General features: G+C 73.7%; 14 protein-coding genes. 7 read left to right on the forward strand and 7 right to left on the reverse strand.

The window, feature by feature from the left end; genetic code table 11:
• Positions 1-34 precede the first annotated feature (34 nt).
• From OG488_RS03925 to OG488_RS03940, 4 genes are all read left to right on the forward strand, one after another.
• Positions 35-415 carry a VOC family protein gene (locus tag OG488_RS03925; RefSeq protein WP_329225932.1) on the forward strand — a complete coding sequence of 127 codons (381 nt, stop codon included), beginning with the start codon at positions 35-37 and terminating at the stop codon, positions 413-415.
• Between the two features lie 184 nt (positions 416-599).
• The gene (locus OG488_RS03930) at positions 600-1,082 is read left to right on the forward strand and encodes an Lrp/AsnC family transcriptional regulator (protein ID WP_329225934.1); all 483 of its coding nucleotides are present in this window, start codon (positions 600-602) and stop codon (positions 1,080-1,082) included.
• Positions 1,083-1,106: 24 nt separating this feature from the next.
• Positions 1,107-1,796: an HAD family hydrolase gene (locus OG488_RS03935; RefSeq protein WP_329225936.1), complete on the forward strand. Its 690-nt coding sequence runs from the start codon at positions 1,107-1,109 to the stop codon at positions 1,794-1,796.
• A 241-nt stretch (positions 1,797-2,037) separates the two neighbouring features.
• On the forward strand, positions 2,038-3,219 hold the full coding sequence (locus tag OG488_RS03940; protein ID WP_406466254.1) for a serine/threonine-protein kinase: 1,182 nt from the start codon (positions 2,038-2,040) through the stop codon (positions 3,217-3,219).
• Positions 3,220-3,228: 9 nt separating this feature from the next.
• Here OG488_RS03940 and OG488_RS03945 read toward each other — a convergent pair whose 3' ends face one another.
• Both OG488_RS03945 and OG488_RS03950 read right to left on the reverse strand, forming a co-directional pair.
• Positions 3,229-4,221, reverse strand: a complete 993-nt coding sequence (locus tag OG488_RS03945; protein WP_329225940.1) for an aldo/keto reductase — start codon at positions 4,219-4,221, stop codon at positions 3,229-3,231.
• Between the two features lie 56 nt (positions 4,222-4,277).
• Positions 4,278-5,195 (reverse strand): glycoside hydrolase family 16 protein, encoded by a 918-nt coding sequence (locus OG488_RS03950; RefSeq protein WP_329225942.1) that lies wholly within the window; start codon positions 5,193-5,195, stop codon positions 4,278-4,280.
• A 173-nt stretch (positions 5,196-5,368) separates the two neighbouring features.
• Between OG488_RS03950 and OG488_RS03955 the strand changes: the two genes are divergently transcribed.
• On the forward strand, positions 5,369-5,914 hold the full coding sequence (locus OG488_RS03955) for a hypothetical protein (protein WP_329225945.1): 546 nt from the start codon (positions 5,369-5,371) through the stop codon (positions 5,912-5,914).
• Positions 5,915-6,051: 137 nt separating this feature from the next.
• Positions 6,052-6,627: a DNA polymerase ligase N-terminal domain-containing protein gene (locus tag OG488_RS03960; RefSeq protein ID WP_329238417.1), complete on the forward strand. Its 576-nt coding sequence runs from the start codon at positions 6,052-6,054 to the stop codon at positions 6,625-6,627.
• Positions 6,628-6,631: 4 nt separating this feature from the next.
• Here OG488_RS03960 and OG488_RS03965 read toward each other — a convergent pair whose 3' ends face one another.
• The 5 genes from OG488_RS03965 to OG488_RS03985 form a co-directional block, all read right to left on the reverse strand.
• Entirely contained in the window at positions 6,632-11,137 is a 4,506-nt protein-coding gene (locus OG488_RS03965) for a HEAT repeat domain-containing protein (RefSeq protein ID WP_329225946.1), read from the reverse strand.
• A gap of 54 nt (positions 11,138-11,191) precedes the next feature.
• A complete protein-coding gene (locus OG488_RS03970) occupies positions 11,192-11,578 on the reverse strand; it encodes a MerR family transcriptional regulator (RefSeq protein WP_329225948.1) in 387 nt (128 codons plus the stop codon).
• Between the two features lie 31 nt (positions 11,579-11,609).
• The gene (locus OG488_RS03975; protein ID WP_329225950.1) at positions 11,610-12,647 is read right to left on the reverse strand and encodes an MDR family NADP-dependent oxidoreductase; all 1,038 of its coding nucleotides are present in this window, start codon (positions 12,645-12,647) and stop codon (positions 11,610-11,612) included.
• Between the two features lie 96 nt (positions 12,648-12,743).
• Positions 12,744-13,430 carry a class F sortase gene (locus tag OG488_RS03980; protein ID WP_329225952.1) on the reverse strand — a complete coding sequence of 229 codons (687 nt, stop codon included), beginning with the start codon at positions 13,428-13,430 and terminating at the stop codon, positions 12,744-12,746.
• Positions 13,431-13,551: 121 nt separating this feature from the next.
• Positions 13,552-14,262: a hypothetical protein gene (locus OG488_RS03985; RefSeq protein ID WP_329225954.1), complete on the reverse strand. Its 711-nt coding sequence runs from the start codon at positions 14,260-14,262 to the stop codon at positions 13,552-13,554.
• A gap of 259 nt (positions 14,263-14,521) precedes the next feature.
• On the opposite strand from OG488_RS03985, the gene OG488_RS03990 reads away from it, so the two are divergent.
• Positions 14,522-15,508 carry a formylglycine-generating enzyme family protein gene (locus OG488_RS03990; protein ID WP_329225956.1) on the forward strand — a complete coding sequence of 329 codons (987 nt, stop codon included), beginning with the start codon at positions 14,522-14,524 and terminating at the stop codon, positions 15,506-15,508.
• Positions 15,509-15,525 lie beyond the last annotated feature (17 nt).

Consider the following 15,525-nt stretch of genomic DNA (forward strand, 5'->3'; position numbering starts at 1 on the left):
TCAACTCCCGGGCTGTCCGCATACACTGCCGGACATGGCATGCCGCATCAGTGAGTTGGTCATCGACTGCGCCGACCCGGACCGGATGGCCACGTTCTGGAGCGAGGTCCTCGGTTACGTCGAGCTCGACCGGGAGGATGACGGAAGCATCCAGATCGGTCCGCCCGACGAGGGCTTCGGCGGTGCGCAGCCCACCCTCGTCCTCGGCGCCGGACGCGAGCCGCGCGCCGGGAAGCTCCCGCTGCACATCGACGTCAGCCCCTTCGACCGTGACCAGGACGCCGAGCTGGAGCGGCTGCTCGCCCTCGGCGCCCGGCCCGCCGTCGGCCAGACCGGTACCGAGAGCTGGCACGTCCTGGCCGACCCGGAGGGCAACGAGTTCTGCCTCCTGCGCACCCGACTGCGGCCCCTCTGACGCGCGGGTTCTGACGCGCAGGGCCTGACCACGCGAGGGCCTGACCACGGGAGGGCCTGACACACGCGGCCTGCCGCCGGGCGACCGCCGCCGGGCGCCGCGGACCGGCCGATGCCGCGCCTCGGTGTCCGGCCTGGGTACAGTCGGGCGACCTGCCACCGAGCCAGGAGGAGCACAGCCGGACATGGCGGTGGACGCCCTCGACACCCGGATCCTTCGGCTGCTCATCGAGCAGCCGCGCACCAGCGTGCGCGAGTACGCCCGCCTCCTCGGCGTGGCGCGCGGCACGCTCCAGGCCCGGCTCGACCGCATGGAGCGGGACGGGGTGATCACGGGCACGGGCCCCGCCCTCTCCCCCGCCGCGCTCGGACACCCGGTGCTCGCCTTCGTCCACCTGGAGGTCACCCAGGGGCACCTGGACGAGGTCGGGGACGCGCTCGCGGCCGTACCGGAGATCATCGAGGCGTTCTCGACGACCGGGGGCGGCGATCTCCTGACGCGTGTCGTGGCCCGCGACAACGGCCACCTGGAGGACGTGATCCAGCAGCTGATCCAGCTCCCCGGCGTCGTCAGGACGCGGACCGAGGTGGCGCTGCGCGAGCGCGTGGCCCATCGGGTGCTGCCGCTGGTCGAAGCGGTGGGGCGGACGGCGGACGCCGCCGGCTGATCACCGTCGGGCATGCTGGACGCCATGAAGACCCCGCATGCGTCCGCCCCGTCGGTCCTCTTCGATCTCGACGGCACCCTCATCGACAGCGAGCCGAACTACTACGAGGCGGGGCGCCGCCTCCTCGCCCGTTACGGCGTGCGGGACTTCAGCTGGGAGAACCACACCCGCTTCATCGGGATCGGCACCCGTGAGACGCTCACCGTCCTGCGCCAGGAGTACGGGATCGAGGCACCGGTCGACGAGCTGCTGGCCGGTAAGAACGCCCTCTACCTGGAGCTCGCCGGAGCGTCCACCACCGCCTTCCCCGAGATGCGCGCCTTGGTGGAGCGGCTGCACGAGGGCGGCGTGCCGATGGCGGTGGCGTCGGGGTCGTCCAGGGCCGCCATCGCGGCCACGCTCGCGGTCACGGGGCTCGACGCCCACCTCCCCCTGTACGTGTCCGCCGAGGAGGTGGCGCGCGGCAAGCCGGAACCCGATGTGTTCCTGGAGGCGGCGCGGCGGCTGGGTGTGGCGCCGGAGTCCTGTGTGGTCCTGGAGGACGCGGTCCCCGGAGTCCGGGCCGCGCACGCGGCCGGGATGCGCTGCGTCGCGATTCCGGACACCGAAGCGGCCGGGGACGGTGCGGCGTTCACGGAGGCGGAGCTGCTCTTCCCCGGCGGGCAGCAGGAATTCACCGCCGCCGCCGTGCTCGACTGGCTCTCCGCAGGGTGAGAACAGGCCGCTCGGGTCCACCGATTGGCCGGATCCGGTGTCCCGGTCACGGGCGGGGCGAGCGGAGGTCCAGGGGACGGATATCCTGATCATGCCGCGCACCCCGACGCACCGTACCGAGGCGATGAGCCCGTTCAGGTCGCCGCCGCGGCAGTCGGAGCGGTCCACAATGCGAGAGTGGTGTGCACAGGTGCTGGTTGCTGGACGGTACCGGCTGATATCCCCCATCGGCCGTGGCGGTATGGGTGAGGTGTGGCGCGGCACCGACGAAGTGCTGGGGCGTGCCGTGGCGGTGAAGCTGCTGCTGGGCGACCAGGCCGATGCCTCGTCGACCGCGCGCTTCCGCCTGGAGGCGCAGACGGCCGCGCGTCTGAGCCACCCTCATCTGGTGGCCGTGTTCGACTTCGGCTCATGGGAGGACCGCTTCTACCTGGTGATGGAGCTGGTCGAGGGCAGGAGTCTCGGGGATCTGCTGGAGGCCGAGGAGACGGTCCGTCCCGAGCAGGTCGCCCGGATCGCCGGTGAGGCCGCGGCCGGCCTCGCCGCGGCGCACCGGCAGGGCATCGTGCACCGTGACATCAAGCCGGGCAACCTGATGCTGGACGCCGACGGGTCGGTGAAGATCGGGGACTTCGGCATCGCCCAGTTCGTCGACGATCCGTCGACGGCGCTGACGACGGCCGGCCACATCGTCGGTACGAGCCTGTACCTGGCTCCCGAGCGGGCTCTCGGGCGGACGGCCGACTCCGCGTCGGACATGTACTCACTCGGCTGTGTCATCTACCAACTGCTGGTCGGGCAGCCGCCGTTCCGCTCGGACACGGCGACCGCGACGCTCTACCAGCACGTGGACACCCCTCCGGTGCCGGTCAGGCAGCGGGGCGTGGACGTCTCCCCCGCCTTCGACTCCTATCTGCTGGGTCTGCTGGCGAAGAAGCCCGAGGACCGGCCGACCGCGCAGCAGGTCTCCGACTGGTTCCGTACGGACGCCTGGCGTGGGCGGCCCGAGCCGCTGCCCCAGCAGAGGCCTGCCTCCCGGCGGGCCGCCGCCCCGGCCGTCCCCGCACCGGCTCAGGGTGGGCCGGCCGGCGGGGGTCAGTCGACGTACCGGCTGCCGCAGGCCACCGGCCGCAGACGGGCGGCCCCCGCGCCCCGGGCCTCCAGATCGGCGGCCAGATCCGCGACCACCCGCAGGATGAGCACGGGTGAGGCGATCCGGCGCCGCCCGCGTGTGGCGAGCGCCGTCGCCGGGACGGTCGCCTTCCTGGCGGCGGTGTACCTCGGCACGGTCCTCTTCGCTCCGGACACCGGAGCCGCCGGCACCCCGGATCCCGGAGTCACCCCGACGGCCGGACTCGAATCGCCCGCGCCGGCCGACCCGGCGGTGGCTCCCTCCGAGGACGGCGACGGCGAGGACGACTGAGCCCAAGGCTCACCAGCGCGGGTGGACCTCCGCGCGGATGCGGCGGTCGTAGAGGTCGCGCACGGCGTCCAGGGTGCTCTGCGGCAGCGGCGGAAGCGCTGCCGCCGCCGCGTTGGCCCGGGCCTGGTCCACGGAGCGCGCACCGGGGATGACGCTGGTGACACCGGGCTGCTGGATGATCCAGCGCAGCGCGGTCCCCGCCGGGGTGGCGCCTTCGGGTGCGAACCCGGCGAACTCCGCCGCGGCGGCCACACCGGTCGCGTAGTCGATGCCGGAGAACGTCTCGCCCTGGTCGAACGCCTCGCCGTGGCGGTTGTAGGTGCGGTGGTCCTCGGGCGCGAAGACCGTGTCGGCGGTGTACTTCCCGGAGAGCAGCCCGGAGGCGAGCGGCACGCGCGCGATGATGCCGACGCCTGCCTCCGCCGCCGCCGGGAGGACCTCGTCGAGGGGCTTGAGGCGGAACGGGTTCAGGATGATCTGGACGCTGGAGACGCCCGGCCTGGCGATCGCCGTGAGGGCTTCGGCGCATGTCTCGACGCTGACCCCGTAGGCCGCGATCCGCTGCTCGGCGACGAGCGTGTCGAGGGCGTCGTACACGGCGTCCGAGGAGTAGACGGCGGTCGGCGGGCAGTGCAGCTGGACGAGATCGAGGGTGTCGACGCCGAGGTTGGCGCGCGAGCGGTCGTTCCAGGCGCGGAAGTTGTCCAGTACGTAGTTCTCCGGAAGCTGGTCGACGCGCCGGCCCATCTTGGTGGCGACGAGGACGTCCGCGTCCGGCCGGTCCTTCAGGTAGCGGCCGATGAGCTGTTCGCTGCGGCCGTCGCCGTACACGTCGGCGGTGTCGAAGAAGGTGACTCCCGATGCGACGGCGGCGTCGAGGACGCCGAAGGCGTCGGCCTCCCGCACCTCGCCCCAGTCCCCGCCCAGCTGCCAGGTGCCCTGTCCTACGACCGATACGTCACGGCCGGTCCTGCCGAGTGTGCGCTGCTCCATGCGGATCATGCTACGTCGGTGCGCGGGGGCGGCGGCGGTGACCGCCGCCGCCCCCGCGCCCGTGCTCAGTCGCCGGTGGTCACACGGACGTAGTCGACCACGAGCTGCTGCGGGAGGGGGGTGCTGCCGTCCGGGTCGCCGGGCCAGTAGCCGCCGACGGCGAGGTTGAGGATGAGGAAGAACGGCTTGTCGAAGACCCAGGTGTTGCCGTTGAGGTCCGCGGGCGTCCTCCGCTGGTAGACGGTGCCGTCGACGGACCAGGTGATGGAGTCGGGGGCCCAGTCGACGGCGAAGGTGTGGAAGTCGTCGGCGAAGGCGGCCCCGCCGGGGAGGGTGTAGCCGGCACCGATTCCTCCGGAGCCGGAGTAGCCGGGGCCGTGCAGGGTGCCGTGGACGGTGCCGGGTTCGAAGCCGACGTTCTCCATGATGTCGATCTCACCGCTGTTGGGCCAGCCGACGCTGCCGATGTCGGCGCCCAGCATCCAGAAGGCGGGCCAGATGCCCTGACCGCGCGGGATCTTCATCCGGGACTCGACATGGCCGTACGTCGCGGTGAACTTGCCGGAGGTGTTGAGGCGGGACGAGGTGTACTCGCAGGCCCCGTACCAGCACTGGTAGTTGCCGGGGTTCTCCTTGCGCGCGGTGATGACGAGGTTGCCCTGGCCGTCGAGGGCCGCGTTGTCGGTGCCCCCGGTGTAGTACTGCCGTTCGTGGTTGCTGACGTTGTCGCCGGTCTCGGTGAGCCACTTGCCGCCGTCGACGGCGGAGCCCGCGGCTCCGTCGAAGGTGTCCTCGAAGGCCACGGCCTGCGCCCCGGGTGCCGTGGAGGACGCAGCCGTGTGGGGGTCGGGTGCGGCCGAGGCTCCGGCGGGAAGCGCGGTCATGACCACGGAGCAGCAGAGCAGGGAGAGTGCGGCGTAGAGCGTCGTACGGCGCCTCCTGGAGGGGCGGCGTACGGCGTGATGGGGGGAAGGCACGGTCATCACATCATTTCGGGGTGGGGGGAGATGAGTGGGGGATGACAGTCATGCGCATGACAGATACACACGAGAGATGAACACATGAAGCACTCGCCCCATGCGTATCTTTCAACACTTGATTTAAGGCAGCGGTCCGAGGCTCCGTCAAGGATCTGGTCCGGACCGGGCGGCCGTGGGTGGAAGTCACCGGATCGGGGAACGGACAACACATACACATCCGTACCGAAGCAGTTCTTCCCCTCGGCCTGGCCCTCGCCCTGTCGGTCCCCGCGGGAGCCGCGACGGCCTCGCCGGCCGTCGCGCCCGCTCCGCCCGGTTGCCGGGAGAACCGCCGCACCGTCACCGCGGCAGCCTCGGAACTGCCCGGGACGGTCCGGATCAGCATCACCGACCACGTCCGCCGGGCCTGCGTCGTCGACCGCGTCCCCACGGTCGTCCTCGGTGACCTGGACGGCCCCGCCCTGCCGGTACCCGAAGGCGGGAGCGGGCCGTACCGTGTGCCGGCGGGCGGATCCGCACACGCCACGGTGCGCACCCTGGACCCGGCCGCCACCGAGCTGCGGGTGGTGGAGCGGCTGACGGTCGCCGGCGACCCCGCGCACCGCGGGCGGACGTTCGGCGCCGCCGCCCTGGGCGCGCCGGACGGGATCCGGGTCCGGGAGCCGGTGACCACGCGGTGGCACCGCTCCAGCGCGGCGGCCGACGCGGCACTCGCGCGCTAGACCGGCTGACCTGTCCCCCGCACCCGGGCCGGCGTACGGGCGCCGTCGTGCGGTGCGCGGTCCGCGGCGGCACAGTGGAGAGACGGACTGTGCGGGGCTCGCGCGGCTCGGCCGGGCAGCCGCGCACCGGCCGACGCATCCCGGCGGAAGGATCAGGCGTGGACAGCGAGAGCACACGGCGTTTCGTGGTGCAGATCCACGACGCCCGGCGTATGCACTTCGACTTCCGTCTGGAGGTCGACGGCGTCCTGAAGTCCTGGGCCGTGCCGCGCGGCCCCTCGGACAATCCGAGCGACAAGAGACTGGCGGTGCCGACGGACGACCATCCCCTGGAATACCGCGAGTTCGAGGGGGTCATCCCGCAGGACGAGCAGGGCAGCGGCACCGTGATCGTCTGGGACCAGGGCACCTACCGCCCGACCAGCCATGACCTCGCGGGTGCTCCCGTGCCGTTCGCGGAGTCCTTGGAACGCGGACACGCCACCTTCTGGCTCGACGGGGCCAAACTGCACGGCGAGTTCGCGCTCACCCGCTTCCACATCGACGACGAGGACGGGACCCGGGGGCCGGAGGCCTGGTTGCTGATCAAGGCCAACGACCCGCAGGCCGTCCACGACCGGCCCGGCACCCCCGATCCGTACCACGCGCGTTCGGCCCGCACCGGCCGCACCCTCCACCAGGTCGCCGTGGCGGAACAGGAGAGCGCCCCCTGAGCCCTTAGGGCAGCCCCTGGTCGGGCCCGGTGAGCCGGTCGAGGACGTCCGTGTAGCGCGAGCGCCTGTCCGGGCGGGCGTGCCCGACGGCGTGGCGCAGAGCGGGAACTGCGGCTCCACCCATCCTCAGCAGCCCCTCGGCCGCCTCCGCCCGCACCGTCGGCCGGGTGTGGTCGAGCAGGGCCACCAGCGCGGGGACCGCGGGTTCCCAGGCGGCGCGGCTGAGCGTCCTGATCGCCATGCGGCTGATGTCCGGCTGGAGGTTGTCCAGCAGAGCCGCGGTATGGAGCAGGTGGGCCGGGCGGTCCAGCATGGTGCGCGAGGTCCGGTGGGCGTGGAGCCTGACCTTCGGCCTGGGGTGGGTCAGCAGCTCACCGATGACCTCCCTCAGGGCGGGGTCCCTGTCCGGTGCCCGGCCGCCGTGGTCCTCCGCGAGGCGGGAGAGAGCCCTGCGGATCTGCTCGGGGCCCCCTGTACGGGCCAGGCGGAGCAGTTCCGCGCGCCCCGGCCGGCCCGCCGTGACGGCGGGGGCCTCCGTGCGAGGGGCGGAGTCCGGGCCCTCGTCCAGCAGCAGCGCTGCGGCGAGGTCGTCGCGCCCCTCCGCGCGCAGCCGCTCCCGGATCCGCGTCAGCTCCGGGGAGGCGAGCAGCGGGCGGCCTACCAGCAGGTCCAGGAGACCCCAGGCGCCCGCCTCGAGCCGGGGGCCCAGGTGCTGGGCGAGTACCTCGGCGGGCGCGGAACGCAGGGCGTGACCGGCTTCCTCGCGGAGGTCCGCGGGGCCGTGTTCCCACCAGCCGAGCAGCAGGGGGATCAGCGGCACGACGTCCCAGGGGCCCAGGAGCCGGACGATCCGGACCACTCCGGCGGGCAGGATCTCCCCGGCCTCCAGCTCCGCGGGATCTAGGGTGACCAGCGCCCGGGCAGGCAGGTTCCCTGCCGGCAGGGGGACGCGTCCTCGCAGGTACGCGTCGAGGACGGCGCGTGCCGCCTCCGGTTCCGGCCAGTCCTGGAGCTGCCGGGCCGCGTCGGCCCGGCGGACGGGGTCGGGCGCCTCCAGCATCTCCAGCAGCCGCCCGCGCCGCGCGGCGGACCGCGGCCGGTCGGGCTCGCGTACGACTTCCGAAGCCGGACCGGTTGCCTCGGCGAGCGTCCACGGCGGGACCCCGGGGGGCTGGAGGTCCGTCATCCAGTCGAGAAGGAGCGCGCGCACCCCGTCGTCGCCGGCGTCGGGGTAGGCGGCCATCAGGGCGGCCAGGCGGTGCCTGGAGTCCGGTGGGTGCCGGTCGGCGCGCCGGAACTCCTCCACCGCGCCGCGCGTGCGGAGGACCTCGTGCAGCGCGGACCGCCAGACCTCCGCGCCGCTGCCGGACGGGGCCGGCGTGCCGAACACCTCACGCAGTACGGCGGTTTCGGCGTCCCTGTCGTCGGTGTCGAGGCGGGCGGCGGCGAGGGCTCGGTCCAGATCCTCTCCGACGAGCACGGCTCCGCAGGCCCGGAGCGTCCGCAGCGCGTCCACGTGCGGCGGCGGTGACATGGTGCGTACGGCGTCGGCGACCGCCATGCGCTCGGGGCCGGGAAGCAGGGGCGCCACAGCCGTGAGCAGGGAGAGGATTCCCCGTCGGTTCTCCCGCTCACCCGCGAGTGCCTGCGCCAGCACCGGGGAGAAAGCCGCGAAGTGCTCCAGTTCGGCGGCCGACCACGGTCCCCGGCGCAGCCGCAGGACGAGCGCCAGCACGCGGTCCCGGGTGGCCCCCGGAACGGACCCGGCCAGGCGCAGCCACTCCGGCAGCATCGTCCGGAGGTCCACCAGGTGCGCTGCCCGCCGCCCGCCGGGGCTGTTCACGAGTCGCAGGGCGAGCGGGGCGCTCCAGCCGTGGCCGACGAGCGCGGCGGCCACGGAGTCCGCGTCGTCCGTGGGTCCGTGGTGAGCGGTCGCGGTGATGCCGTGGGCCGCCCACAGCTCGGCGAGATCGGCGGAACTGCCCGCGCCGAGGGGGATCCGGCCGTCCGCCACCAGGGCGAGCAGCTCCGGCACGACCGGCGAACCCTGTTCGGCCAGGGCGAGGACCGTGCGGACCGAGAGGGCGCCGCCGAGGCCGCGCAGCAGCAGCGCCCGTTCCCGGGGATCCTGGCGGTGCGCGGCTGCGGCAAGGACCGTGGCGGTGCAGGCCGGGCCCAGTACCGCCCGCAGCGCGTCGACGAGCCCGGCGTGCAGCCCCGGATTGTCGTGGCGTGCGAGGGCGTCGAGGAGGCCGGGCACGGCGGCGGGGGTACCGGTGCGCAGCAGGGCCGACGCGGCGGTCTTCCTGATGTTCATGGTGGGGTGCTCGAGGAGGGCGGTGATCGCCGGGCAGGCCCAGTGCGCCTCCGCACGGCCGAGGGCGAGCAGCGCCTGGCGTACGGTCCGGATGTCCCCGGACCGGGTCAGGGCGATCAACGTGGCCGAGACCGCCTGGGCGTCCTCGCCCGAACCGCCCGCGGCCAGGAGCGCGATCACGTGCTTGCGCACATGCGGATCACGGTGGTGCAGCAGGCGGTGCACCCGGGGACGCGTCCGCGCGGACGGCGCGCGCCGCAGGACTTCGATCAGGACGGCCTGCTGACGGGGCGGCAGCTCCGGCCGGTCCAGCAGATCCAGGACGAGCCCGGCCAGCAGCGCGTCACCCGCCTCCCCGGCGTTCCGGGCGCCGAGCAGGCAGGACGGCCTGATCCTGCGCCGCTCGTACAGCCGTCCGCCCAGGGCACGTACGGCGTCCACGATCGTCTCGGGTACGACGGGTTCCTCGGCCCGGTCCGGTTCCGGGCGCGGGCCCGTCTCCACGGTCTCCCACTCCGTCGCCTGTTCGCTCACGACCCGCGCCAGCAGGGCGGTGACGGCGGGCAGGACGGCCGCGCTGCCGTGGGACGCGAGCGCGCACAGCGCCGCGACCGGGTCGGCGGGCGCGGGACCGGCCGCCAGCAGGGCCAGTTCCCGCTCGTCCGGGGCGCCGAGGTCGGCCGCGACGGCCGGGGGCGGCGCGGCGGGATCGACACGGGCCAGGAGGCGGCGCCGGAGCCCGGGGTCGGTGTTGAGCTGCCACAGGAGCTCCAGCGCCCGATGGCGTACCGGGCGGAGGAAGGGCGCGATCCCGCGGCCGCCGGTCTCCGGGCCGAGCGCGTCGGTCAGGGCGGCGACCGTGCGGTCGCCGCCGATGGCTTCGAGAGTGTCGAGGGCCGCAGCCGGGGCTTCGGGCAGCACGGCGAGGACGGCCTCCTCGGCGCCTTCGGACCGGAGCCGGCGGATGGCGTCGAGGAACGGTCCGGGGCGGCGCGCGGCGGGGAGCAGGCGGGTGACGGCGGCCCCGATCGGCAGGTCCCCCGTGCCCTGCCCGGCGAGGGCGACCAGGAGGTCGAGCCTCCGGGGCATGCCCGGATCGTCGGCCGGGGCGTCGACGAGCAGGTCGAGTGCTGTCCCCCGGGAGGTGTAGAGGATCGTCGCGACCGTCCGGGCGTCGACCGAGTGATCGGCCAGCGCCAGGCCGATGAGGGCAGGCGCGTGGGACGCGTCGGGGAAGTGCCCACGCCGGTGGAGCCCTTGCAGACAGGTCAGCAGAGGCCCGGCGAGCAGCAGCGGGTCCCGGGCGGCGATGTCCAGGAGCCCGCCGATGTCGCCGCGTTCCGCCAGGTCACCGAGGAGCTCCAGGGCCAGACGTCGTACGGCCGGGGGAACGGCGGGGTCGGCGGCCGTCCGGGGCAGGAGTGCGCCGTGCCCGTGGCGGGCCGCGGCGGTGAGCGCGAGGACCGCGACCGGAACCGCTCGGGAGGGGGCCAGGTACGGGGCGAAGCGGGCTGCGGGCAGAGGGTCCGACGCCGCCCAGGGCTCGGCCAGCTCCGCCAGGGCGGCGGCCGCCGCCGGCCCGTCCGGGTCCTCGTCGAGCAGTCCGGCGATGTGGGTCCGGGCGAGGCCGGGAGCCAGCAGGCCGGCGTGCAGGCCCTCCCGGATCCATCGGACGGCCTCGGCCCGGAGGACGGGGTCACGGGTTTCCAGCAGCTCGGCGACGAGCCGGTCGGGGCGATGGGCGTTCCCCGCGTCGATGCTCCGCACGGCCTGGTGGAGCAACTCGCCGGGCTCCTCGTCCCGCAGCACCGAGGGGTCCGTGAGGAGTTCGGCGCCGAGCCAGGCGATCCGCACCCGCTGCGGCAGCCGGGCCGCACGCCAGGCGGACAGCCGCCGGCGTGGGAGATGGATTCCCAGCCGCTGGTGGAGCCCGGCCAGCAGGAGCGACTCGTCCGGTGACTCCGGCACACCGGACGGCAGCAGCCCGGCCAGCTCGGCCGCCTCACCGACCCCCAGCAGGGGCGCGCCGGCCCACTCCGCGAGCAGGGTGAGCCCCCGGTACCTCGTACGGCGGTCCGCGTGTCCGACGAGCGCGGCAAGCTCCGGGACCGTGCAGATGTCGGCCTCCGGACCGCGCTCGGGACGGCCGGCAGAGGAGTGTTGAGGCCGGGCGTCGGCGGGCAGCGTGGTCACCGTCGGATGGTAGGTGCGTCCGGGACGGCTCAGCCGCCGCATATACCCGTGCCGTCAGGGGTTCGGCCGGACCACGACCCCTACCCGTGAGGCCAGTTGAGCGCGGAGCCGGGTCAGGCGGGCGATCTCCGCGTCGAGCAACGCCAGCCTCCGCGCGGCGACCCCCGGGCTCCCGGTGGCTCCGTCGCCGGAGACCCCGCAGCGCTGCGGCGGGTCGTCCCTCAGCAGGTCGAGCCGGTCCGCGCACCGCGCCAGGTCGTCCACGGTGAGCCCCAGGGAGAGCAGCTCGCGGATGAACCCGATCCGGGCCACATCGTGTGCGCCGTACTGCCGCTGGCCCGTGGCGCTGCGCGCCGGCGGGGGCAGCAGCCCTCGCTCCTCGTAGAACCGGAGCGCTCTCGGCGTCGTACCGGCAGCCGCCGCCGCATCACCGATCCGCATCTCCCACCTCCATCGCCACAGGGCCGTGCGGTCACGTCTCGACCACGACCGTGCCGAGATGCCGGCCGGCCATCAACTCGTGCAACGCACGCGGGGCGTTGTCCATGCCCGCGATCCGCACGTGCGGAAAGGTGATCTCGCCGGAACGCAGCCACCCGCCGAACCTCCGGGTCCATTCGGCATGGGTCTCAGGATGGTCCAGCCCGCTGATCCCCCGCATCGTGATCCGCTTGACGACCAGCTGGAACGTGTCGATCTCGACCGGTGCGGTCGCGCCGCCTCCCGGGCCGGACAGCTGGCCCGCCAGCGTGCCGACCAGGACGAACCGTGCGCCGGGCCGGGCGGCCCGGACGGCCGCCTGCAGCTGCTCTCCCCCGACCATGTCGACAAAGACATCAATACCCTCGGGCGCCGCCTCGGCCAGCCGGGCGGAGAAGGAACCCTCCGGCCCCCTCGCCACGACGGCGTCGTATCCGAGGCCGTCCGTCATCCGTTCGGCCTTGGCCGGTGAGCCCGTGGAGCCGATCACCCGTCCCGCTCCGAGCAGCCGCGCGATCTGCCCCGCCATGGAGCCGGTCGCCCCTGCTCCGCCCGACACGAACACGGTCTCTCCCGGACGGAGTCCCGCGATCCGGGTGAGCGCCGTGTACGCCAGGGAGCCCAGGGAGAGATGTGCCGCCGGGTCGGGGAGTGCGCCGTCGTCGAGAGTGGTGCACCCCTCGGCCGGCACCACCGCGTACTCCCGCCAGCCGAGGAAGTGCGAGACCCACGCCCCGACGGGCGGGCCGGCGGGCCCCGGCCGGGCCACGACCTCGCCGACGGCAGGCCCGAACAGGGGTTCTCCGGGGACGATCCCGGGGAAGGGCGCGCCCTCCACCCCGCCGCTCACGAGGGTGCGCAGGGCGGGGAAGACCTGGAAGTACGCGTTGCGCACCAGCACCTCCCCCGCACCGGGCCGCGGCAGCGGTGTCTCCACGACATCGAAGTGCTCGGGACGCGGCAGGCTTTCGGGGAGGGCGGCGAGCCGCACCTCGCGGGAGGTGCGGGGCAGGGCCGGGCGTGCGGTCATGGGCGGGCTCCTCGTCTGCGTGCTCCGGGCCGGCCGGCCCGGAGCACGCAGACGCTAAACCCTCACCCGTGCGTCAGGGGCAAGGGCCGGAGCGCCTCAGGACTTCTTGACGGAGGCCAGGTGGGCGAAGACCACCACGTTGTCCTCGTAGTCCTTCTTCTTCTTGTCGTAGACACCGCCGCAGGTGATGAGCCGCAGCTGAGCCGTGCCCTTGTCCGCGTACACCCGCTCGTCCGGGAAGTCCGCCTTGCTGAACGTCTCGACCGAGTCGACCTTGAAGGTGGCGACGGAGCCGTCCTCACGGGTGATGTCCACCGTGTTGCCGGCCTTGAGCGTGCTGAGCAGCAGGAAGACGGCGGGGCCCGTCTTCGTGTCGACGTGCCCCGCCACGACCGAGGTGCCACGCTCCCCCGGGGTGGCGCCGTCCTTGAACCAGCCCGCCAGATTCGGGTCGTTCGCGGGCGGGGCCTCGAGCTGCCCGGAGGACCCGACCGCGAGCGCGGTGAAGGGGGCGTCGACCGCGATGGCGTCGATGGAGATCCGCTTGGGGTAGGACGGGGGCAGTTCGAGCGGGCCGGTGGAATCGGAGGCGGACGGGGCCGGCGAGGCGGCCGGTGCCGCGGGGAGCGAGACCACGGCGGGAGCCGGCGGGACTCCCGCCGACGCGTCGAAGGAGTTGTAGACGAGGAGGAAGCCCAGCCCCACCGCCGCGACGGGCCACAGCAGGGAACGGCCGAGGGCAGGGGAGGCGGGATCTGTTTCGGACGGCTGCGGGGCGGCCATGCGCATGCTGCCTTTCGCGTACGAGAGGGACGGGCGGATGTACGGGGAAAATCGGCGCGGCCACCGCCCGGGGAAGGGGCGGCGGCCACGACAGGATTCATGCGGTGGTGCGGGGTGCCCGTCAGGCGGCCGCGGCACCCGAGGCGTTGCGGCGGCGCAGCTTGTACGCGACGGCACCCAGGCCGCCGAGCATCAGCACCGAACCGGCGGCCAGGCCGCTGCCGGACAGCGCCATGGCGCCGCCACCGGTGTGGACGCCGCCCTCGGGCTTCTCGTGCTTCCAGGTCTTCTCGCCGTCCGAGCTGCCGCTTTCGGAGCCGGACTCCTTGTCCTTCTCCCAGTCGTCGGCCGACACGCCGGCCAGCGCACCGCCACCGGCGTGCACACCGCCTTCCGGCTTCTCGTGCTTCCACGAGTCCGGCTTCTCACGGTCGTCCTTGCTGCCGGAACCGGACTCCTCGTCCTTCTCCCAGTCGTCCGCCGACACGCCGGCCAGCGCACCGCCACCGGCGTGCACACCGCCCTCGGGCTTGTCGTGCTTCCACGAGTCCGGCTTCTCACGGTCGTCCTTGCTGCCGGAACCGGACTCCTCGTCCTTCTCCCAGTCGTCCGCCGACACGCCGGCCAGCGCACCGCCACCGGCGTGCACACCGCCCTCGGGCTTGTCGTGCTTCCACGAGTCCGGCTTCTCACGGTCGTCGTTGCTGCTGGCGGAGGAACCGCTGTCCTTGTCCCAGTCGTCCGCCGAGGTCACGGCGTATGCGGCGGGGACGGAGACCGCGAGGACCGCCGTGACGGCGGCCGATGCGAACAGGGTGCGGGCAGAGCGCATGGATACACAGTCCTTTCGCCACCCCCGCGCTGACCGGCTGGTTGTCGGCTCATCGGATCACGGGTGCGACGTGATCCACCGTCAGCTGAAATCCGGCGGCCCACCACTCGGGAAGGCCGCATTCGAGGGACTCCGTGGGCCCATCGTGTGACAGGGAGCCAGATGTCACCCGTTGGAGGGCACGCCACGCCGGGCGGAGGTTTGGGCGGAAACGATCACCGGTGTAAAGGGCCCGCGGGGTGCTCGTAGGATCGGCGCCATGAACGACATGGCACCGGCCGGCTGCTGCTCCCCCGGTCGCGGGAGGCCTGACGGCCTGTCCGGGACCGCTCCTTCCCTCCGCTCCGTGCGAGAGGCGACGGAGAGGGTCGCCCAGCACGCAGGGGGCCCAGGAGCCGTCGACGGGACGGTGCTGCTCCCCGGCGGGACGTTCCTCATGGGGACCGAGGATCCGGAGGGGTTCCGGGCCGACGGCGAGGGGCCTGTCCGCGAGGTGCGGGTCTCCGCCTTCCGCATCGACGCGCACGCCGTGAGCAACCGGCGCTTCGCGGAGTTCGTGTCGGCCACCGGTCATGTCACGGAGGCCGAGCGGTTCGGCTGGTCGTACGTCTTCGCCGGGTTCCTCCCGGCCGCGCTCCGGCGCGGCGCCGGCCGCCCGGACGGCACCCCGTGGTGGTGCGGCGTGGAGGGCGCCCGGTGGGACGCCCCCGAAGGGCCCGGCAGCGGGATCGAAGGACGCGAGGACCATCCGGTGGTCCATGCCTCGTGGAACGACGCGCGCGCGTACTGCCGTTGGGCGGGCGCCCGGCTGCCGACGGAGGCCGAGTGGGAGTACGCGGCCAGGGGCGGCCTGGAGCAGGCACGCTACCCGTGGGGCGACGAGCTGACCCCGGGCGGGGAACACCGCTGCAACATCTGGCAGGGGCACTTCCCCACGAAGAACACCGCCGAGGACGGCCATGCGGGCACCGCGCCCGTCCACACCTACCGGCCGAACGGATACGGCCTGTACAACATGGCCGGAAACGTCTGGGAGTGGTGCCAGGACTGGTGGGGCACCACCCACCCCTCAGGACGCCGCAGCGACCCGCGCGGGCCCCGCGGGGGTGACACCAAGGTGATGCGGGGCGGCTCCTACCTGTGCCACCGCTCGTACTGCAACCGCTACCGGGTGGCCGCCCGCACGGGCAACACACCGGACAGCACCACCGGGAATCTCGGCTTCCGCACCGTGCGCACGGCCTGAGCCCGCCGTCATTGCCG

Source organism: Streptomyces sp. NBC_01460 (assembly GCF_036227405.1).
Classification (GTDB): Bacteria; Actinomycetota; Actinomycetes; order Streptomycetales; family Streptomycetaceae; genus Streptomyces.